Source organism: Streptomyces sp. NPDC018000 (assembly GCF_044328025.1).
In the GTDB taxonomy this organism is placed as follows: domain Bacteria; phylum Actinomycetota; class Actinomycetes; order Streptomycetales; family Streptomycetaceae; genus Streptomyces.
This window is the reverse complement of the sequence record NZ_JBIRGM010000006.1, coordinates 299,462-317,997: the sequence shown is the minus strand read 5'-3', so window position 1 is coordinate 317,997 and position 18,536 is coordinate 299,462. Positions and strand designations below refer to the sequence as shown.

The following is an 18,536-nucleotide window of genomic DNA, read 5'->3' as shown; positions in this document are numbered from 1 at the left end:
TTACTTGTTCTCCTCGGTACGGGAGGGGGTGGCGGGCGACGGGGAAGCCGGGGCGGCGGGCTCGGAGCCGCCCAGCAGCAGGTACAGGACGGCCATGCGGACCGAGACGCCGTTGGCAACCTGCTCGACGGCCGTGCACCGGTCGGAGTCGGCGACCTCTGCGGTGATCTCCATGCCCCGGACCATCGGGCCGGGGTGCATGACGATGGCGTGCTCGGGCATCTTCGCCATGCGGTCGCCGTCCAGGCCGTAGCGGCGGGAGTACTCGCGCTCGGTCGGGAAGTACGCGGCGTTCATCCGTTCGCGCTGCACACGCAGCATCATCACCGCGTCGGACTTCGGCAGCACCTCGTCGAGGCCGTAGCTGACGTCGCACGGCCACTGCTCGACGCCGACGGGGACGAGGGTCGGCGGGGCCACCAGGGTGACGTGGGCGCCGAGCGTATTCAGCAGGTGGACGTTGGAGCGGGCCACCCGGCTGTGCAGGATGTCGCCGACGATGGTGATCCGGCGGCCTTCGAGGTCCCGGCCGAGACCGCTGTCGGCCCCGACCAGTCGGCGGCGCACGGTGAAGGCGTCCAGAAGGGCCTGGGTGGGGTGCTCGTGGGTGCCGTCACCGGCGTTGACGACGGCACCGTCGATCCAGCCGGAGGTGGCGAGGCGGTACGGGGCACCGGAGGCGCCGTGCCGGATGACGACGGCGTCGGCGCCCATCGCCTCCAGGGTCAGTGCGGTGTCCTTGAGCGACTCGCCCTTGGAGACGGACGAGCCCTTCGCGGAGAAGTTGATGACATCGGCGGAGAGGCGCTTGGCGGCGGCCTCGAAGGAGATGCGGGTACGCGTCGAGTCCTCGAAGAAGAGATTGACGACGGTACGGCCGCGCAGGGTGGGGAGCTTCTTGATCGGCCGGTCCGCGACCCGGGCCATCTCCTCGGCGGTGTCGAGGATCAGGACGGCGTCGTCGCGGGTGAGGTCGGCGGCCGAGATGAGGTGACGCTTCATCTGGGTGTTCTCCGGGTGGCTGGAGCGTTCAGGCATGCGGGCGTGCAGAAGCTGCCGTACGGCTTCGAGGTACGCCGTACGGGTGAATTACAGCTACTGCTCGCCCGCCGGGGCGGTCTGCTGGACACCGAGCAGCACGGCGTCGCGGCCGTCCTCCTCGGCGAGCTGGACCTTGACCGTCTCCCGCAGCGACGTGGGGAGGTTCTTGCCGACGTAGTCGGCACGGATCGGGAGTTCGCGGTGACCGCGGTCGACGAGGACCGCGAGCTGCACCGCGCGGGGCCGGCCGATGTCGCCCAGCGCGTCGAGCGCTGCGCGGATCGTGCGGCCCGAGAAGAGGACATCGTCGACGAGGACGACCAGGCGGCCCTCGATGCCGTCGCCGGGGATCTCGGTGCGGGCCAGGGCGCGCGCAGGGCGCAGCCGCAGGTCGTCGCGGTACATCGTGATGTCGAGCGAGCCGACCGGCATCTTCCGGCCGGTGATCTCCTGGAGTTTTTCGGCGAGCCGGCCGGCGAGGAAGACGCCTCGCGTCGGGATGCCGAGGAGCACCACATCGTCGGCGCCCTTGGCGCGTTCGACGATCTCGTGAGCGATTCGGGTGAGTGCTCGGGCGATGTCGGGAGCCTCCAGAACGGGGCGTGCCGCGTTGCCGGTGGCTTTGTGCTGTGCGTCCATAAGAAACGGACCTCCTTCTCCGCCTCACTGGACGGACCTTAAAGGACGTCGAAATTGCGTCATCAACGCTACCAGTGCTTGTGCCGTGCCCTGGCAGCACCCCCGGGAGGTGCCGGTCCGGACCATTCGGCTTGACGCAGCCCAGTAACGCTGCGTAACCTCACAGTGAGTTACCAGCCACGCGGCGGAGCCGCAAAATGTTCCAGCGTCCGGGGAGCCTTATGTCCAGCGAATACGCAAAACAGCTCGGGGCCAAACTCCGTGCCATCCGCACCCAGCAGGGCCTCTCCCTCCATGGCGTGGAGGAGAAGTCCCAGGGCCGCTGGAAGGCCGTCGTGGTCGGTTCGTACGAGCGCGGCGACCGTGCAGTGACGGTACAGCGCCTCGCCGAGCTCGCGGATTTCTACGGAGTCCCGGTGCAGGAACTCCTGCCCGGTACGACGCCTGGCGGGGCCGCAGAGCCCCCGCCGAAGCTTGTCCTGGACCTGGAGCGCCTCGCCCACGTCCCGCCGGAGAAGGCCGGACCGCTGCAGCGTTATGCCGCGACGATCCAGAGCCAGCGCGGCGACTACAACGGCAAGGTGCTGTCGATCCGCCAGGACGACCTGCGCACGCTGGCCGTGATCTACGACCAGTCGCCGTCCGTGCTCACGGATCAGCTGATCAGCTGGGGCGTGCTGGACGCCGACGCGCGCCGCGCCGTCGCCCACGACGAGGGCTGACACCCCTCCGCAGAAACGTGCCGCCGTGTCGGCGCGGGTTCACCCTTTCGGGCGCCCGCGCCGACACGGTTTTTTCGTTGGCGCAACACGCCGCATACCGAAGGGCCCACGGTCACGACCATGGGCCCTTCGCCGGCTGAACAGCCGCCGGAGGCTACTGCTCCCGGCGGAGGTTCGGCTTGAGGTCCTTGAACCGGGCCAGCAGCCCGTTCACGAAAGACGGGGAGTCATCGGTGGAGAACTCCTTGGCGAGCTGGACCGCCTCGTCGATCACCACCGCGTCCGGGGTCCCGTCCACCCAGATCAGCTCGTACGCACCGAGCCGCAGGATGTTCCGGTCGACGACCGGCATGCGGTCGATCTCCCAGTCCACGGCGTAGGTCACGATGAGCTCATCGATCCGGTCCGCGTACTGCGCGTACCCCTCGACGAGCTCCATCGTGTACTCGGTGACCGGCGGCTGACGGGTGTCGGACCGCGAGAGCCGCACCCAGTCCGCGAGGACCGTCTGCACGGACTCACCGCGCTGGTCGGCCTCGAAGAGGATCTGGAAGGCTCGCTTGCGGGCCGTGTTCCGAGCAGCCACGGTTAGCTGTTCACCCGGCCGAGGTAGTCACCCGTGCGGGTGTCGACCTTGATCTTCTCACCCGTGGTGATGAAGAGCGGGACGCCGATCTCGTAGCCGGTCTCCAGCGTGGCGGGCTTGGTGCCACCGGTGGAGCGGTCGCCCTGGACGCCCGGGTCCGTGTGCTGGACGGTCAGCTCGACGGCGGCGGGCAGCTCGACGTAGAGCACCTGGCCCTCGTACTGGGCGACGGAGGCGGTGAAGCCCTCGATCAGGAAGTTGGCTGCGTCGCCGACAGCCTTGCGGTCGACCATGAGCTGGTCGTACGTGTCCATGTCCATGAAGACGAAGTACTCGCCGTCCATGTACGAGAACTGCATGTCGCTACGGTCGATGGTGGCCGTTTCGACCTTCACGCCGGCGTTGAACGTCTTGTCGACGACCTTGCCTGAGAGCACGTTCTTGAGCTTGGTGCGCACGAAGGCCGGGCCCTTGCCGGGCTTGACGTGCTGGAACTCGACGACGGACCAGAGCTGGCCTCCGTCGAGCTTGAGCACCAGGCCGTTCTTGAGGTCGTTCGTGGAAGCCACGGTTGCGGAATCTCCTGGACTGAAGCTGGTGGAACGACCGAGGACGCGCGCTAGAGCGCGAGCAGTTCCTTGGTCGTAATGGTGAGTAGCTCGGGTCCGCCGTCCGCCTCGGGGCGCACGACGAGCGTGTCATCGATCCGGACCCCGCCCCGGCCCGGGAGGTGGACCCCCGGTTCGACGGTGACCGGCACACAAGCGTCCAGTTTACCCATGGCTGCAGGTGTCAGCTGCGGGTCCTCGTCGATTTCGAGCCCCACCCCGTGTCCGGTCCATGGTGCGAGGCCGCCGCCGTGGCCCGCGGAGTCCAGGAGACAGCGCGCAGCACGGTCCACATCGCGGTAGGCGGCCCCCGGCACGAGAGCCTCGCGCCCGGCCCGCTGAGCGGCGAAAACCAGGTCGTAGAGCTCGATCTGCCAGTCGGCGGGCGTCGTCCCGATGACGAACGTACGGCCGATCTCACAGCGGTAGCCGCGATAGTTCGCGCCCAGGCAGACGGAGAGGAAATCCCCCTCCTCCACCCGCCGGTCCGAGGGGCGGTGCCGGCCCTGGCCGGAGTTCGGCCCGGTGGCTACGGAGGTGGCGAAGGCGGGACCGTCGGCGCCGTGGTCCACCAGGCGGCGCTCCAGCTCCAGGGCGAGATGCCGTTCGGTGCGGCCCACCAGGATGGATTCGAGGAGTTCCCCCAGGGCCTGGTCGGTGATCTCGGCGGCGATGCGCAGGCAGGCGATCTCCTCCTCGTCCTTGACGACCCGCAATCGCTCCACGAGGGCACCGAGATCGGCGAGCCGGAGCCGCGGGGCGACCGAGCTCATGGCCCGGTGGCGGGCGACCGTCAGATGGTGTTCCTCGACGGCCAGGGACTCGGCGCCGAGGGAGGCGGCCAGATCGGCGGCCGCGACCACCGGATCACCGTCGGTGGCCGGCATCAGTGACACCCGCAGCCGATCGTCGGTGCGCCCGTCGGCGGGATCGCCGGTCGGGGCGCGGGGGCAGAGCAGGACGTCCTCACCGGGGCCGAGCAGCAGCACGGCGCCCGGGGGCGCTCCGCCCGCGAGATAGCGGACGTTGGCGGGGCGGGAGACCAGAGCGGCCGCGGATCCGACGGCGGCGCACCGGTCGCGGAGCAGCCCGCGGCGGACGGCGTACACGTCTGACATGTCACGAGCCTACGAGCGGTGGCGCAGGCCTGCTCGGTCAGCGCATCCGACCGGGGGCCGCGGCCTGGTCCGTCACCGGACGGGGAACACCGCCCGGCGGTGGTTCACCAGGCCGGAGGGCTGGCTATCGAGCGGGCGAGTATGTCGTCCAGGACACGCGCGGTGGTCTCCACGTCGTACGCCGAGTTGTCGATGATCGGCAGTCCGGAGCCGTACCACCCGGCCATCCGGCCGTGGATCCGGGCAACCTCCTCGTCCGAGAGGCGGCGGTTCCCGCTGCGGGCGGCGTTGCGCTCCAGCACGACCTCCAGGCCGGGCAGCAGAACGACGGGCAGCAGTCCGGGGCCGACATGGCGCTTCCAGCCGCCGAGGCCGACGACCGCCCGGTCCGGGAAGACGGCGTCGTCCAGGATGCAGGAGATCCCGTTGGCGAGGAAGTTGCGGGCGGCGAAGCCGCAGGTGCGACGGGCGAGACGGTACTGGGCCTCGGAGTGGTCGTTCCACCCGGCCTGGGGGTCGGCGAAACCGGAGCAGACCCATTCGCGGACGTCATCGAGGCTGACGTGGGCCGTGGGAACCCGGCGGCGGCTGGCCCAGAGCCTGGCCACGGTGGTCTTGCCTGCGCCCGCGGGGCCGATCAGGAGTACGGCGAGGGTCGCGCTGCCGGTGCCGGGCTCGGCGGGCGGCGCGGGCATCGGGACGGGTCCGCCGGGCGGCAACTGGATGTGCCCGGTGGTCTCCCTGGAGGGAGGCGCCGGGGGGTGCTGCGGGGCGGGTGCGTTCCAGCCCTGGGGCATGGGAGGGGTGGTGGGCGGCGGCCCCGGCGGTCCGGGGCGCTGGGCCTGCTGCGTCCAGCCGGCAGGTCCGCTTCCGGGGCCTTGGGGCGGCGGCAGCGGGGCCCCCACTGCGTGCTGCATCCGGTGCCACTCCGTCTCGTACAGGCAACTGGCGCTGGTGGAACGGCAACCGTACCGTCCCCGACCGCCACTGAGGCAATGGTCGGGGACGGTCCGCGGTGCACCGGACGGCCGGCCGTCCGGTGCACCGGTCCGTCAGTCGGGCAACTCGTCCGCGAGGGCGCGCAGAGCGAGGCGGTAGGAGCCTATGCCGAATCCGGCCACGGTCCCCGTGGCGACCGGCGCGACCACGGAGTTGTGGCGGAATTCCTCCCGTGCGTAAGGGTTCGAGATGTGCACCTCGATCAGCGGGGCGGTGCGCTGGGCAGCCGCATCCCGCATTCCGTACGAATAGTGGGTGAAGGCCCCGGGGTTGAGAACGACCGGAATCGAGCCGTCCGCGGCCTCGTGGAGCCAGCGGATCAGCTCGCCCTCGTCGTTGGTCTCCCGGACGTCGACATCGAAGCCGAGCTCCTCGCCGAGGGCCTGACAGGTCTCGACGAGTCCGGCGTACGACGTGGCGCCGTACACATCGGGCTCGCGGGAGCCGAGCCGGCCGAGATTCGGCCCGTTGAGCACGAGGACCCGGCGGGTCACGCCGACACCTCCCCATATGCGGCGAGCAGCACCGCCGGGTCGGGCCCCTCCAGGACGGTGGGCTTGCCCAGGCCGTCGAGAACGATGAAGCGCAGCAGGTCGCCGCGGGACTTCTTGTCGATCTTCATGTTCTCCAGCAGCTTGGGCCACTGGTCGCCGCGGTAGGTGAGCGGCAGTCCGACGGACTCCAGGACCGCGCGGTGCCGGTCCGCGGTGGCGTCGTCGAGGCGCCCGGCCAGCCGGCCCAGCTCTGCGGCGAAGACCATGCCGACGGAGACTGCCGCGCCGTGGCGCCACTTGTAGCGCTCGTTCTTCTCGATGGCGTGGGCGAGGGTGTGCCCGTAGTTGAGGATCTCGCGCAGCCCGGACTCCTTGAGGTCGCTGGAGACGACCTCGGCCTTGACCCGGATGGAGCGCTCGATCAGCTCGGCGGTGTGCGGCCCGGCGGGCGTACGGGCGCCTTCCGGGTCCGCCTCGATCAGGTCGAGGATCGCGGGGTCGGCGATGAAACCCGCCTTGATGATCTCGGCCATGCCGCTGACGTAGTCGTGCACGGGCAGCGAGTCGAGGGCGGCGAGGTCGCAGAGCACTCCGGCCGGCGGGTGAAAGGCACCGACCAGGTTCTTGCCCTCGGCGGTATTGATCCCGGTCTTGCCCCCGACGGCGGCGTCGACCATGGCGAGCACCGTCGTCGGTACGGCGATCCAGCGCACCCCGCGCAGCCACGTCGCCGCGACGAACCCGGCCACGTCGGTGGTGGCGCCGCCGCCGACGCCGACGATGACATCGGTGCGGGTGAATCCGGTCTGGCCGAGCGCCTTCCAGCAGTACGCCGCGACCTCTGCGGTCTTGGCCTCCTCGGCGTTCGGCAGCTGGATCGCGATGGCCTCGTAGCCCTGCTCGGCGAGGTCCTGGCGGACCGCCTCACCGGTCTCGGCGAGCGCCTCGGGGTGCAGGACGGCGACCCGCTTGGCGCGGTCGCCGATGAGCGTGGGCAGCTCGCCGAGGAGCTGCCGGCCGACCAGCACCTCGTACGGGTCGGTGCCCGCACCGCCGGCGATCTGGATGCGTGTGGGTCCCTGGTCCGTCATGCGTGTGTTCTCCCGGCCGGGCGCCGCGGGGTCACCCGCGCGCTTGGGCAGTTCCAGTGCGTCGAGGACCGCCTGGGCGACCTCTTCGGGGGTGCGCGCGTCGGTGGCGACGGTCGCCCGGGCCACCTCGTCGTAGAGATGGCGGCGGGCTTCCATCAGCTCGCGCCACTGCCGCCGCGGGTTGACGGCGAGGAGCGGACGCGCGGTGTTCAGACCGACCCGTTTGACGGCCTCTTCCACATCCATCGAGAGATAGACGACGGAGTGGCCGGCGAGCAGGGCGCGGGTCGTCTCGTCGAGCACGGCGCCGCCGCCGAGCGCGAGGACGCCGCTGTGCTCGGCGACGGCGGTGCGTACCGCCTGCCGCTCCAGCTCGCGGAAGTGCTCCTCGCCCTCGTCGTAGAAGATCTCCGAGATCGGCTTGCCGGCCGTGGCGACGACATCCGCATCGGTGTCCCGGTAGGTGGTGCCGAGCCGCTCGGCGAGCAGTTCACCGACCGTGGACTTGCCGACGCCCATCGGACCGACGAGGACGATCAGCGGGCCGCTCATCGGATCTGCAGGTGGTCGAGGTACGACTGAACGTTGCGGTGGGTCTCGGCAACGCTGTCGCCGCCGAACTTCTCGGCGACGGCGTCGGCGAGGACCAGGGCGACCATCGCCTCGGCGACGATGCCCGCGGCCGGAACGGCACAGACATCGGAGCGCTGGTGGTGGGCCTTGGCGGGTTCGCCGGTGACGACGTCGACGGTTGCGAGCGCGCGCGGCACAGTCGCAATGGGCTTCATCGCAGCGCGGACCCGCAGCAGCTCACCGGTGGTCAGACCGCCCTCGGTGCCGCCGGAGCGGCCGGAGGCGCGCTTGATGCCGTCCTCGGTGACCAGGATCTCGTCGTGCGCCTTGGAGCCGGGGACCCGGGCCAGGTCGAAGCCGTCGCCGACCTCGACACCCTTGATCGCCTGAATGCCCATCAGGGCGGCGGCGAGGCGCGCGTCGAGCCTGCGGTCCCAGTGCACGTGCGAGCCGAGGCCGACCGGCACTCCGTACGCGAGCACCTCGACGACCCCGCCGAGGGTGTCGCCGTCCTTGTGGGCCCGGTCGATCTCGGCGACCATTTCCTTGCTCGCGTCGGCGTCCAGGCAGCGCACCGGGTCGGCGTCGAGCCTCTCGACGTCGGCGGGGGTCGGGTAGACGCCGTAGGGCGCCTTGGCCGCGGCCAGCTCGACGACATGGCTGACGATCTCGATGCCCGCGGTCTCCTTGAGGTACGACCGCGCGACGGCGCCGAGCGCGACCCGGGCCGCGGTCTCCCGGGCACTGGCGCGCTCCAGGATCGGCCGGGCCTCGTCGAAGCCGTACTTCTGCATGCCCGCGAGATCGGCGTGGCCGGGCCGCGGACGGGTCAGCGGGGCGTTGCGGGCCAGCGCCGCCAGCTCCTCGGGGTCGACCGGGTCGGCCGACATGACCTGCTCCCACTTGGGCCACTCGGTGTTGCCCACCATCACAGCGACCGGAGAGCCCATGGTGAGACCGTGGCGAACCCCGCCCAGGAAGGTGACCTCGTCCTTCTCGAACTTCATCCGCGCACCGCGGCCATAACCGAGCCGCCGCCGGGCGAGTGCGTCCGCCACCATCTCCGTGGTGATCGGGACGCCGGCGGGAAGACCCTCCAGCGTCGCCACGAGTGCGGGGCCGTGCGACTCCCCCGCGGTCAGCCAGCGCAACCTGCTCAACGGTGCTCCTCATACTCGCGCCTGGAACTGCGACGGCACGACCGGGTGCGCGGCCCTGGCCCGCCGCCTTTGATCCTCCCACGGTCGGGGACGTGAACCGGTCGCCGGTCCAGCAGGCGGACGCATCCCACCGGCGGGCGCAAGGGATCAGCGGGCGGCGAGCGCCGCTTCTCCGGCCTGTCGCATGGCCGCGAGCGGCGCGGGCGCACGGCCCGTCATCTGCTCGACCTGGAGGACGGCCTGGTGCACCAGAAGGTCGAGACCTCCGACGACTGCGCCGTTACGGGCTGCCCAGGCGGCCGCGAGTCCGGTCGGCCAGGGCTCGTACAGCACATCGAAGAGCGTGCCGGGCCGGTCCGGTACGGCATCGACGAGCGCGTCCGTGGCACCGGCCGGGGTGGTGGCGATGACCAGCGGGGTGTGCAGCGCCTGCTCGGCCTCCGCCCAGTCGGAGATCCGGACGTCGACGCCGAGGCGTTCACCCCAGCCGCGCATCTCCTGGCCCCGTTCCCGGCTGCGGACGTACGCCGTGACCGGTCCCGTACAGATCTCGGACAGCGCGGCGAGCGCAGAGGAAGCGGTCGCTCCGGCACCGAGCACGGCGGCGGATTCGGTCTTCTCCACACCGCGTTCGCGCAGTGCCGCGATCATGCCGGGGACATCGGTGTTGTCGCCGAGCCTTCGGCCGTCATCCGTGAAGACGACCGTGTTGACCGCCTCCACCGAGGAGGCCGTCTCGCTGATGGAGTCCAGCAGCGGGATGACCGCACGCTTGAGCGGCATGGTCAGCGAGAGCCCTGCCCAGGTGGAGTCGAGTCCCTGAACGAAACCGGGGAGCGCGGCCTCATCGATCTCGAAACGGTCGTACGACCATCCGGTGAGACCGAGCTCACGGTACGCGGTCCGGTGCAGCACCGGGGAGAGCGAGTGGGCGATCGGTGAGCCGAGGGCGGCTGCCCGGCGACGCCCGTCAGCCGAGGCCATGCTGTTCCTTGAATTTCTTGTTGAGCTTCTCGTGCTCGGCGGCCGTCTTGGTGAACTGGGTCTTCTTGCCGTCGAGCGAGATGAAGAACATCCACCCGTCATCAGTGGGATTGAGCGTTGCCCTCAGGGCTTCGTCGCCCGGATTGCTGATCGGACCCGGCGGAAGACCCTCGTGGTAGTAAGTGTTGTAAGGGTCCGGATTGTTCCGGATCTCATTCGACCCGATCTTGATCTCACTCTGGTTCTTGAGGTAATTGAATGCGGAGTCGAATTCAAGCTTACGGTTCGTGACAATGTTGTCCGGCTTCAAACGGTTGTAGGCGACCTCAGCCATCTTGCGGAAGTCGTCGTGTGTGAGGCCCTCCGCCTGGACCAGGCTGGCGACAGTGAGGACCTGCCAGGGGCCGTCCAGGTCGTACTTCTCGGCCGTCCCCTCGAGGTCGAGCTTGTTGTACTCCTGGTTGGCACGGGAGACCATCTTCTTCAGAATCGTCTCCGGCTTGGTTTCCTTGGTGACCGGATAAGCGGCCGGGTACAGGAATCCTTCCAGCGGGTCCTTTATGTCCTTGTCATTGCTCACCCAGTCGGGCAGACCGAGATCGGATGCCTCGGACGCGGCAATCCCCTTGGTCGTTCCCTTCTTGAGGCCCAGCTTCTTGTCGACCATCGCGTAGATGTCGACATTGCGGGAACCCTCGGGAATCACGAGAAGATTCTGGCTGTTGGGGTCGACCATCATCTTCACGGCCTCGGCCGCGGACATCTTCTCGTGGAGCAGATAGACGCCTGCCTGGATCGAGTTGCCCTTGGGGTTCTCTTTCTGCGCGTCGACGAACGCGTCGACGCTCTTGACGACGCCCTTCTGCTTCAGGATGTTGCCGATGTCGGAGCCGAGGGAGCCCTTGGGGATCTCCACCTCGACGGACCCCGAGCCACTGCCTGCGTAGTCGGGCGCCGCGCCGAACATGTCCTGCCAGAACGAGTAACCGAGGTAGCCCACGCCGCCGACGCCACCGACCAGCACCACCGCGACGATCAGGCAGGCGACGCCACTGCGGCCCTTCTTCTTCCCCTTGCCGCCCCGGCGCTCGTTGCCACCGCGACCGCCGCGGCGTGACTCGCGCGGGCTGTCGTCGTACGCTTCGTCGTCTTTGTCGCTTCGGTCGTCGGCGCCGGTGAAGAAGGGGTGGGTCTCCTCCGGCTGGGTCTCCGGGTCCCGGTCGGGACTCTGCACGGGGTCCTGCTCGGGCACGGCCTCCCGGTGGCCCGGGGGCTTCGGCGGCGGGTAGGCCTCCGGCGTGCCGTAGTGGTCATGCGTCTCGCCGTAACCGGCCTGCTGGCCGCCGTACGGGTCGGCCTGCTGGGCGTCGTAGGGCATCCCGGCGGGCTGCTGCCCGGTGTCCCAGCCACCGTTGTCGTACTGGGGCTGCTGGGGCTGCTGCTGTGCATATGCGTCCTGCGGAATTCCGTACACAGGCTGCTGCTGGTAATGCTGCTGCGCGTACGGGTCCTGCGGCTGCTGCTGCGCGTACGGGTCCTGCGGCTGCTGCTGTGTGTACGGGTCCTGGGGGTAAGGCGGTTGCTGACCGCCGTACTGGCTCTGGCCGTGGGCAGACGGCTGTCCTGCCCATCCCTGGTCCCCGTACAAGGGGTCCTCGGGATGCCACGGTTCGGAGCCGGGGCCCCGGCCATACTCAGTCATCGATCCCCTAGAGCCGCGAGACGACCTTTCGTCTCTTTGCTGTGCGGTGTTTGTTCGAACACCGCCGCATCGCGCGGAACGTTACCGTATCGCGATCAGAGAGCCACTTCGACGCCTTCGCCCGGGGCTTTACCCGACGCCCGTTCGGACTCCAGGGCGTTCTGAAGGATCACCACAGCGGCGGCCTGATCGATGACGGAACGACCCTTCTTGGACTTCACGCCCGAGGCGCGCAGTCCATGACTGGCCGTCACTGTGGTCATCCTCTCGTCCACCAGTCGCACCGGAACAGGTGCGACCGAGCGCGCGACCTCCTGGGCGAAGACCCGGATCTTGGCTGCGGCGGGGCCTTCACCGCCGCCGAGGGACCGCGGCAGGCCGATGATGATCTCGATCGGTTCGTACTCCTCGACGATCTGCCCGAGCCGCCGGTGGGCCGCCGGGACATCGCGTCCCGGGACGGTCTCCACCGGTGTGGCGAGGATCCCGTCGGGGTCGCACGAGGCGACCCCGATCCGGGCGTCCCCGACGTCGATCGCGAGACGACGACCGCGGCGCATCTGCGTCATCCCCGCCGTCACGCCGTCTCGGCGACGAGGTGTTCGACAGCGGCCACGGCGGCGCCGATGGCCTCGGGGTTCTGGCCCCCGCCCTGGGCGACGTCCGGCTTGCCGCCGCCACCGCCGCCGAGGGTCTTGGCGGCCGTACGGACCAGGTCGCCGGCCTTGAGTCCGCGCTCACGGGCGGACTCATTGGTGGCGATCACGGTGAGCGGGCGGCCGTTGGCGGTGGTGAACAGGGCCACGACAGCCGGGCGGCCGCCCTGGATGCGTCCGCGGACGTCGAGGACGAGCTTGCGCAGATCGTCGGCCGAGGTGCCGTCCGGGACCTGACCGGTGACCAGGGCGACGCCCCGGACGTCCCTTGCGGAATCGACCAGTCCGGCGGCGGCCTGGAGGACCTTCTCCGCGCGGAACTTCTCGATCTCCTTCTCGGCGTCCTTCAGCTTGCCGAGCATTCCGGCGATCTTCTCCGGGAGCTCCTCGGGACGGCCCTTGACCAGCTCCTGGAGCTGAGCGACGACCGTGTGCTCCCTGGCGAGGAAGTTGTAGGCGTCGACGCCGACGAGGGCCTCGATACGGCGCACACCGGAACCGATGGACGATTCGCCGAGCAGCTTCACCAGACCCAGCTGGGCGGTGTTGTGGACGTGCGTACCGCCGCAGAGCTCCTTGGAGAAGTCGCCGATGGTGACGACCCGAACCTGGTCGCCGTACTTCTCGCCGAACTCGGCGATGGCGCCCTGCTTCTTGGCCTCGTCGATCGGCATGACCTCGGCCTGGACGTCGAGCTCACGGGCGAGGACCTCGTTGATCTTCTGCTCGACGTCGGTGAGGACCGTGCCGGGTACGGCGGCGGGCGAGCCGAAGTCGAAGCGGAAGCGGCCCGGCGAGTTCTCCGAACCGGCCTGTGCGGCCGTCGGTCCCAGTGCGTCGCGCAGCGCCTGGTGCGTAAGGTGCGTGGCGCTGTGGGCGCGGGCGATGGCGCGGCGGCGGGTGGTGTCGATGGCGGCGTGGGCAGAAGCACCGACGGTCACCTCGCCGACCTGCACCGAACCCTTGTGGACGAAGACGCCGGGGACGGGCTGCTGAACGTCGCGGACCTGGATGACGGCGCCGCTGTCGAGCCGGATCCGGCCCTGGTCGGCGAGCTGGCCGCCGCCCTCGGCGTAGAACGGGGTGCGGTCCAGGACGACTTCGACCTCGTCGCCCTCGGTGGCGGCGGGCGAGGACACCCCGTCGACGAGCAGGCCGACGATGGTCGACTCGCCCTCGGTGGCGGTGTAGCCGGTGAACTCGGTGGTGCCGGAGTTGTCGGCGACCTCGCGGTAGGCGGACAGGTCGGCGTGGCCGGTCTTCTTGGCCTTGGCATCAGCCTTGGCGCGCTCCCGCTGCTCCCTCATCAGACGGCGGAAGCCGTCCTCGTCCACCGACAGGCCTTGTTCGGCGGCCATCTCCAGGGTGAGGTCGATCGGGAAGCCCCAGGTGTCGTGGAGCAGGAACGCCTTGTCGCCGGCGAGGACCTTGCCCCCGGCGGCCTTGGTCTCGGTGACGGCGGTGTCGAGGATGTTGGTGCCGCCCTTGAGGGCCTTGAGGAAGGCGGCCTCTTCGGCGAGGGCGACGGTCTCGATGCGCTTGCGGTCGGTGACCAGCTCCGGGTACTGCTGCCCCATCGTGCTGATCACGACGTCGACCAGGTCCTTGACGACCGGGCCTGTGGCACCCAGCAGCCGCATGTTGCGGATGGCCCGGCGCATGATGCGGCGCAGCACGTAGCCGCGGCCCTCGTTGCCGGGAGTGACGCCGTCACCGATGAGCATCACGGAGGTACGCACGTGGTCGGCGACCACACGGAGCGAGACGTCCGAACCGTGGTCGGCGCCGTACCGGACGCCGGTCAGCTCGGTGGCCTTGTCCATGACGACGCGCAGGGTGTCGGTCTCGTACATGTTCTGTACGCCCTGCAGGATCATGGCGAGGCGTTCCAGGCCCAGACCCGTGTCGATGTTCTTCGACGGCAGGTCGCCGAGGATCGGGAAGTCCTCCTTGCCGTCACCGGTGCCCCGCTCGAACTGCATGAAGACCAGGTTCCAGATCTCCACGTAGCGCTCGTCGTTGACGGCCGGGCCGCCCTCGACGCCGAACTCGGGGCCGCGGTCGTAGTTGATCTCGGAGCAGGGGCCGCAGGGTCCGGGGACACCCATGGACCAGAAGTTGTCCTTCTTGCCCAGGCGCTGGATGCGCTCGGCCGGTACGCCGATCTTGTCGCGCCAGATCTGCTCGGCCTCGTCGTCGTCGAGGTAGACCGTGATCCACAGCCGCTCGGGGTCGAGACCGAAGCCGCCGTCCGCCACGGAGCTCGTCAGAGCCTCCCAGGCGTAGCTGATGGCGCCTTCCTTGAAGTAGTCACCGAAGGAGAAGTTGCCGCACATCTGGAAGAACGTGCCGTGCCGGGTGGTCTTGCCGACCTCCTCGATGTCCGGCGTACGGACACATTTCTGCACGCTGGTGACGCGCGGGGCCGGCGGCTTGACCTCTCCGAGGAAGTACGGCTTGAAGGGGACCATGCCCGCGGGGACCAGGAGCAGAGTCGGGTCGTCCGCGATGAGCGACGCCGAAGGGACGACGGTGTGACCGCGCTCCTCGAAGAAGCTCAGCCAACGGCGACGAATTTCAGCCGACTCCATCAGTGGTCCTCATTCCGGTTGTACGAGTTGTAGGGGAGCTTGCGGTAATTGGCGACGTCGAGGGACCTGTCCGGTCCGACGGGCTCGGCCGCCTCGACGGCGAAATGACGCCGTACGGGGAGGTCGGGGTCGACCGGTGCCTCCAGGCCCAGCGCCTCGCCCAGTTCGGCCTCGCGCCGGGCCATGGACTCACGGACGTCCAGAGCGAAGTCCTTGAGCTTGTGGCCCGTCTCGATCGCCTTGTCCGCGGCCTGCGCCGCGAGACTTTCGGGGGTCAGCTGCTTGAGCTTCCGGTTCACCTTGGTGGTGGCCCAGACACCGGCGGCGGCGCCGGCGGTGAACCAGAACGTACGGCGGAACATCGCTGCGTCAGTCCTTCGATCCGCGGGAGTTTCTGCCGTCGCGCTTCCTGCCGCGCGCGGCCGGCACGGTGCGGCCGACGATCACCGTACGACGGGCAGGTTCCGGTTCCGGATTGGTCTTGCGGCCGATGGCCTGTCGTACCCCGTAGCCGAACGCGGCGACCTTGACGAGCGGGCCACCGAAGGCCGAGGCGACGGTGGTGGAGAGCGCCGAGGCGTTCGAGGTGACTTCCTGGACGTCCGTGGCGATCGCGTCGACCTTGTCGAGCTGCGTCTGCGCGGAGCGCACGGTGGCAGAGGCGTCGGCAAGCAGCGGGACTGCCTGCTCGGTCACGTCCGCCACGAGCTTGGTGGTCGCCCTGAGCGTCTGGGCCAGCCTCACCAGTACGACTGCGAGGAACGAAACCAGGATCGCCCAGAAGACGGCCACCAGGATCCCGGCCACCTCTCCACCGGACACAGTGCACCGCTCTCTGACTTGTTGCTGTCTCTGTACTGTCTCGGTCTGTCTCTGCTCGCTCCGGCGACCGCTGTTGCAACAGCCGATCGTCGTCTCCCGAGCCTATCGCGCCCGCGGTCGCACCCCGTACCGCATTACCGGCGGCAGAACCGCAGTTGCCGCAGGGGGATTGCACGGAGAGCATCCGTACCGGCACTTTACGTGTTTCACGCGACGCCCCAGAACGCTCAGGCCCGCCCCCTCCCATACATCGGGAAGGGGCGGGCCTGAGCGCTGGTGAGAGCGGGTACGCCTGGATCAGCGGGCGTAGTACTCGACGACGAGCTGCTCGTCGCAGATCACGGGGATTTCCTTGCGGTTCGGGTCCCGGTCAAGGCGGAAGGCCAGGGCCTTCAGGTTCACCTGCAGGTAGCGCGGAGTCTCGCCGTCGGGGGCGTAACCACCCTCGCGGGCAACCTGGAAGGGGTGCTTGTCGCGGCTGCGCTCGCGGACCGTCACGATGTTGTCGGGACGGACACGGAAGGACGGCTTGTCGACCTTGCGGCCGTCGACCTCGATGTGACCGTGCACGACCATCTGGCGGGCCTGGTAGATGGTGCGGGCGATACCCGAACGCAGGACCAGGGCGTCGAGACGACGCTCGAGCTCGACGACGAGCGCCTCGCCCGTCTTGCCCTCGGCCTTCTTGGCACGGTCGTAGGCACGCGCCATCTGGCGCTCGCTGATGTCGTACTGGGCACGCAGACGCTGCTTCTCCAGCAGACGGACCTTGTAGTCCGAGTTCTGCTTGCGGCCACGGCCGTGCTCGCCCGGCGGGTAGGGGCGGGCCTCGAAGTACTTGACGGCCTTCGGCGTCAGCGCAATGCCGAGCGCGCGGCTCTTCTTGACCTTGGGACGCGACTGGTTAGGCACGTTCTCCAGACCTCCATTGTAGGTTAGGTTAGGCTCACCTTATTTGAGGAGATCGCATGTCTCGCCCGGGGAACACCACACACGTCACGGACAGCACTGACAGCGTCGACACCCCTCAGGGTGCCGATACGACGGAGGACCGATCAGATCGTGGTCAGCCGCGTCCCGGCGGGCTTGAAATCACTCGGATGCCGTCAGCAGCCGAGCGCACACGAACTCGCGTACAGAATACCTCTTCGTCGGCACTGCTCATCGCCGGGCCGGACGCGCGCGGCTCGGACCGGCTGAGGCCCCTGACCAGGAACGTGGCCCCGATGAGGATCTGTTCCTCGAACTCCCCGCTGATTCCCCGGCCGTACGGGCCGCGACAGACGCCGAGGGCGACGACCCGGCCGTCGTGCTGGAGATCACGGACGTCGCCCCGGTCTGCGTACCGCACGGGGAATGGCCCCTGCGCGTCCTCTCAGTCGGCGGACGTGCCTGAGAGCCGCTCGCGGACCCGCTCCACCACATCCGCGTAGCGCGCCTCCGCGCCGTAGCGAGTGGGCTGGTAGTAGTGCTTGTCGCGTACGGCGTCCGGGGCGTACTGCTGGGCGGCGATACCACCGGGGACATCGTGCGGATACACATAGCCCTGGGCATGGCCGAGCTTGGCGGCACCCTTGTAGTGGCCGTCACGCAGATGGGCCGGGACGGGGCCCGCGAGCCCCTTCCGTACGTCCTCCTGAGCGGCGAAGATCGCCAGTGTCGCCGCATTGGACTTGGGGGCGAGGGCCAGGGCGATCGTGGCATGGCTCAGGGTGAGCGCTGCCTCGGGGAAACCGATCATGGCGACCGCCTGGGCGGCCGCGACGGCGGTGGGCAGTGCCGTGGGGTCGGCGAGACCGATGTCCTCGCTGGCCGAGATCATCAGCCGCCGGGCAATGAACCGGGGGTCCTCCCCCGCCTCGATCATCCGGGCCAGATAGTGCAGCGCGGCATCCACATCGGAGCCGCGGATCGACTTGATGAGCGCGCTCGCCACGTCGTAATGCTGGTCGCCGTCCCGGTCGTATGTGACGGCGGCACGGTCGACGGTCTCCTCCAGGGTAAGGAGGGTGATCTCCTTCTCCTGCTTGGCCAGCGCCGCACCGGCCGCGGCCTCCAGCGCCGTGAGCGCCCGCCGGGCGTCGCCGCCCGCGATGCGCAGCAGATGTGCCTCGGCGTCGCTCGGCAGCGCCACCGTGCCGCCGAGTCCGCGCTCGTCGGTCAGGGCTCGCTGCAGCAGGCCGCGCAGATCGTCGTCGGTGAGCGATTCCAGGGTGAGCAGCAGCGAGCGCGACAGCAGCGGCGAGATGATCGAGAAGTACGGATTCTCGGTGGTCGCGGCAATCAGCGTCACCCAGCGGTTCTCCACCGCCGGGAGCAGCGAGTCCTGCTGCGCCTTGGAGAAGCGGTGGATCTCGTCGAGGAAGAGGACGGTCTCCTTGCCGTAGCCTCCGGTGGCGCGGCGGGCGCCCTCGATGACGGTCCGCACTTCCTTGACGCCCGCGGTGATCGCGGAAAGTTCGACGAAGCGCTTGTTGGTGGCCTTGCTGACCACGTACGCCAGAGTCGTCTTTCCGATGCCCGGCGGGCCCCAGAGGATCACCGACGACGGACCTGCGGGCCCGCCGTTCCCCTCGCCGACGAGGCGTCGGAGCGGCGAGCCCGGCTTGAGCAGATGCTGCTGACCGACGACCTCGTCGAGGGTGCGCGGACGCATCCGGACAGCCAGTGGGCTGCTGGACGGGTCCTTCTCCTGGCGGTCTTCGGCGGCTGCGGTGAATAGGTCGGGCTCCACGCTTTGAAGCCTATGT

18 protein-coding genes and 1 pseudogene are annotated in these 18,536 nt (G+C 69.3%); 2 read left to right on the top strand and 17 right to left on the bottom strand.

From position 1 onward, the window contains the following. Both ACH4EW_RS17495 and pyrR read right to left on the bottom strand, forming a co-directional pair. Positions 1-1,002, bottom strand: a complete 1,002-nt coding sequence (locus tag ACH4EW_RS17495) for an aspartate carbamoyltransferase catalytic subunit (protein WP_398257680.1) — start codon at positions 1,000-1,002, stop codon at positions 1-3. A gap of 93 nt (positions 1,003-1,095) precedes the next feature. Further along, positions 1,096-1,680, bottom strand: coding sequence for a bifunctional pyr operon transcriptional regulator/uracil phosphoribosyltransferase PyrR (pyrR, locus tag ACH4EW_RS17490; RefSeq protein WP_398257571.1), 585 nt, complete (start codon positions 1,678-1,680; stop codon positions 1,096-1,098). 221 nt (positions 1,681-1,901) lie between these two features. Between pyrR and bldD the strand changes: the two genes are divergently transcribed. Beyond that, positions 1,902-2,402 (top strand): transcriptional regulator BldD, encoded by a 501-nt coding sequence (gene bldD / locus ACH4EW_RS17485; RefSeq protein WP_398257568.1) that lies wholly within the window; start codon positions 1,902-1,904, stop codon positions 2,400-2,402. A 154-nt stretch (positions 2,403-2,556) separates the two neighbouring features. Here the strand turns inward: bldD and nusB are convergent, their stop codons facing one another. The 14 genes from nusB to rpsD form a co-directional block, all read right to left on the bottom strand. Then, positions 2,557-2,988 (bottom strand): transcription antitermination factor NusB, encoded by a 432-nt coding sequence (gene nusB, locus ACH4EW_RS17480; protein WP_398257565.1) that lies wholly within the window; start codon positions 2,986-2,988, stop codon positions 2,557-2,559. 2 nt (positions 2,989-2,990) lie between these two features. Next, complete coding sequence (gene efp, locus ACH4EW_RS17475; protein WP_398257562.1) at positions 2,991-3,557, bottom strand: elongation factor P; 567 nt, start codon at positions 3,555-3,557, stop codon at positions 2,991-2,993. Positions 3,558-3,607: 50 nt separating this feature from the next. Further along, complete coding sequence (locus ACH4EW_RS17470; RefSeq protein WP_398257560.1) at positions 3,608-4,714, bottom strand: aminopeptidase P family protein; 1,107 nt, start codon at positions 4,712-4,714, stop codon at positions 3,608-3,610. A 104-nt stretch (positions 4,715-4,818) separates the two neighbouring features. Then, positions 4,819-5,631: a Pro-rich N-terminal domain-containing protein gene (locus tag ACH4EW_RS17465; RefSeq protein ID WP_398257558.1), complete on the bottom strand. Its 813-nt coding sequence runs from the start codon at positions 5,629-5,631 to the stop codon at positions 4,819-4,821. A gap of 135 nt (positions 5,632-5,766) precedes the next feature. Next, positions 5,767-6,207, bottom strand: a complete 441-nt coding sequence (aroQ, locus tag ACH4EW_RS17460) for a type II 3-dehydroquinate dehydratase (RefSeq protein ID WP_398257556.1) — start codon at positions 6,205-6,207, stop codon at positions 5,767-5,769. Continuing rightward, positions 6,204-7,850: a 3-dehydroquinate synthase gene (gene aroB, locus ACH4EW_RS17455; protein WP_398257553.1), complete on the bottom strand. Its 1,647-nt coding sequence runs from the start codon at positions 7,848-7,850 to the stop codon at positions 6,204-6,206. Before aroB ends, aroQ begins: the two co-directional genes overlap by 4 nt. Next, positions 7,847-9,031, bottom strand: a complete 1,185-nt coding sequence (aroC, locus tag ACH4EW_RS17450; RefSeq protein WP_398257550.1) for a chorismate synthase — start codon at positions 9,029-9,031, stop codon at positions 7,847-7,849. Before aroC ends, aroB begins: the two co-directional genes overlap by 4 nt. Positions 9,032-9,178: 147 nt before the next feature. Then, entirely contained in the window at positions 9,179-10,015 is an 837-nt protein-coding gene (locus ACH4EW_RS17445) for a shikimate dehydrogenase (protein ID WP_398257547.1), read from the bottom strand. Continuing rightward, positions 10,002-11,717: an endolytic transglycosylase MltG gene (gene mltG / locus ACH4EW_RS17440; RefSeq protein ID WP_398257544.1), complete on the bottom strand. Its 1,716-nt coding sequence runs from the start codon at positions 11,715-11,717 to the stop codon at positions 10,002-10,004. Before mltG ends, ACH4EW_RS17445 begins: the two co-directional genes overlap by 14 nt. 95 nt (positions 11,718-11,812) lie before the next feature. Beyond that, positions 11,813-12,286, bottom strand: coding sequence for a Holliday junction resolvase RuvX (ruvX, locus tag ACH4EW_RS17435; protein WP_398257541.1), 474 nt, complete (start codon positions 12,284-12,286; stop codon positions 11,813-11,815). Positions 12,287-12,294: 8 nt separating this feature from the next. Further along, positions 12,295-14,964, bottom strand: coding sequence for an alanine--tRNA ligase (gene alaS, locus ACH4EW_RS17430; protein ID WP_398257539.1), 2,670 nt, complete (start codon positions 14,962-14,964; stop codon positions 12,295-12,297). Beyond that, positions 14,964-15,326 carry a DUF6167 family protein gene (locus tag ACH4EW_RS17425; protein WP_398257537.1) on the bottom strand — a complete coding sequence of 121 codons (363 nt, stop codon included), beginning with the start codon at positions 15,324-15,326 and terminating at the stop codon, positions 14,964-14,966. Before ACH4EW_RS17425 ends, alaS begins: the two co-directional genes overlap by 1 nt. Positions 15,327-15,333: 7 nt before the next feature. Continuing rightward, on the bottom strand, positions 15,334-15,771 hold the full coding sequence (locus tag ACH4EW_RS17420; protein ID WP_398257678.1) for a DUF948 domain-containing protein: 438 nt from the start codon (positions 15,769-15,771) through the stop codon (positions 15,334-15,336). A 312-nt stretch (positions 15,772-16,083) separates the two neighbouring features. After that, positions 16,084-16,698, bottom strand: coding sequence for a 30S ribosomal protein S4 (rpsD, locus tag ACH4EW_RS17415; protein ID WP_398257535.1), 615 nt, complete (start codon positions 16,696-16,698; stop codon positions 16,084-16,086). Between the two features lie 188 nt (positions 16,699-16,886). On the opposite strand from rpsD, the pseudogene ACH4EW_RS17410 reads away from it, so the two are divergent. Next, a pseudogene (locus ACH4EW_RS17410) lies at positions 16,887-17,137 on the top strand (DUF2470 domain-containing protein); the annotation flags it as partial. 24 nt (positions 17,138-17,161) lie between these two features. Here ACH4EW_RS17410 and ACH4EW_RS17405 read toward each other — a convergent pair. Continuing rightward, entirely contained in the window at positions 17,162-18,520 is a 1,359-nt protein-coding gene (locus tag ACH4EW_RS17405; protein WP_398257532.1) for a replication-associated recombination protein A, read from the bottom strand. Positions 18,521-18,536 lie beyond the last annotated feature (16 nt).

Bases quoted from the DNA above. Each gene is read 5' to 3' on its own strand.
- aroB (WP_398257553.1), bottom strand. From the start codon at position 7,850: ATGAGCGGCCCGCTGATCGTCCTCGTCGGTCCGATGGGCGTCGGCAAG.
- ACH4EW_RS17470 (WP_398257560.1), bottom strand. From the start codon at position 4,714: ATGTCAGACGTGTACGCCGTCCGCCGCGGGCTGCTCCGCGACCGGTGC.
- mltG (WP_398257544.1), bottom strand. From the start codon at position 11,717: ATGACTGAGTATGGCCGGGGCCCCGGCTCCGAACCGTGGCATCCCGAG.
- bldD (WP_398257568.1), top strand. From the start codon at position 1,902: ATGTCCAGCGAATACGCAAAACAGCTCGGGGCCAAACTCCGTGCCATC.
- alaS (WP_398257539.1), bottom strand. From the start codon at position 14,964: ATGGAGTCGGCTGAAATTCGTCGCCGTTGGCTGAGCTTCTTCGAGGAG.
- ruvX (WP_398257541.1), bottom strand. From the start codon at position 12,286: ATGACGCAGATGCGCCGCGGTCGTCGTCTCGCGATCGACGTCGGGGAC.
- ACH4EW_RS17445 (WP_398257547.1), bottom strand. From the start codon at position 10,015: ATGGCCTCGGCTGACGGGCGTCGCCGGGCAGCCGCCCTCGGCTCACCG.
- ACH4EW_RS17495 (WP_398257680.1), bottom strand. From the start codon at position 1,002: ATGAAGCGTCACCTCATCTCGGCCGCCGACCTCACCCGCGACGACGCC.
- ACH4EW_RS17425 (WP_398257537.1), bottom strand. From the start codon at position 15,326: ATGTTCCGCCGTACGTTCTGGTTCACCGCCGGCGCCGCCGCCGGTGTC.
- ACH4EW_RS17465 (WP_398257558.1), bottom strand. From the start codon at position 5,631: ATGCAGCACGCAGTGGGGGCCCCGCTGCCGCCGCCCCAAGGCCCCGGA.
- pyrR (WP_398257571.1), bottom strand. From the start codon at position 1,680: ATGGACGCACAGCACAAAGCCACCGGCAACGCGGCACGCCCCGTTCTG.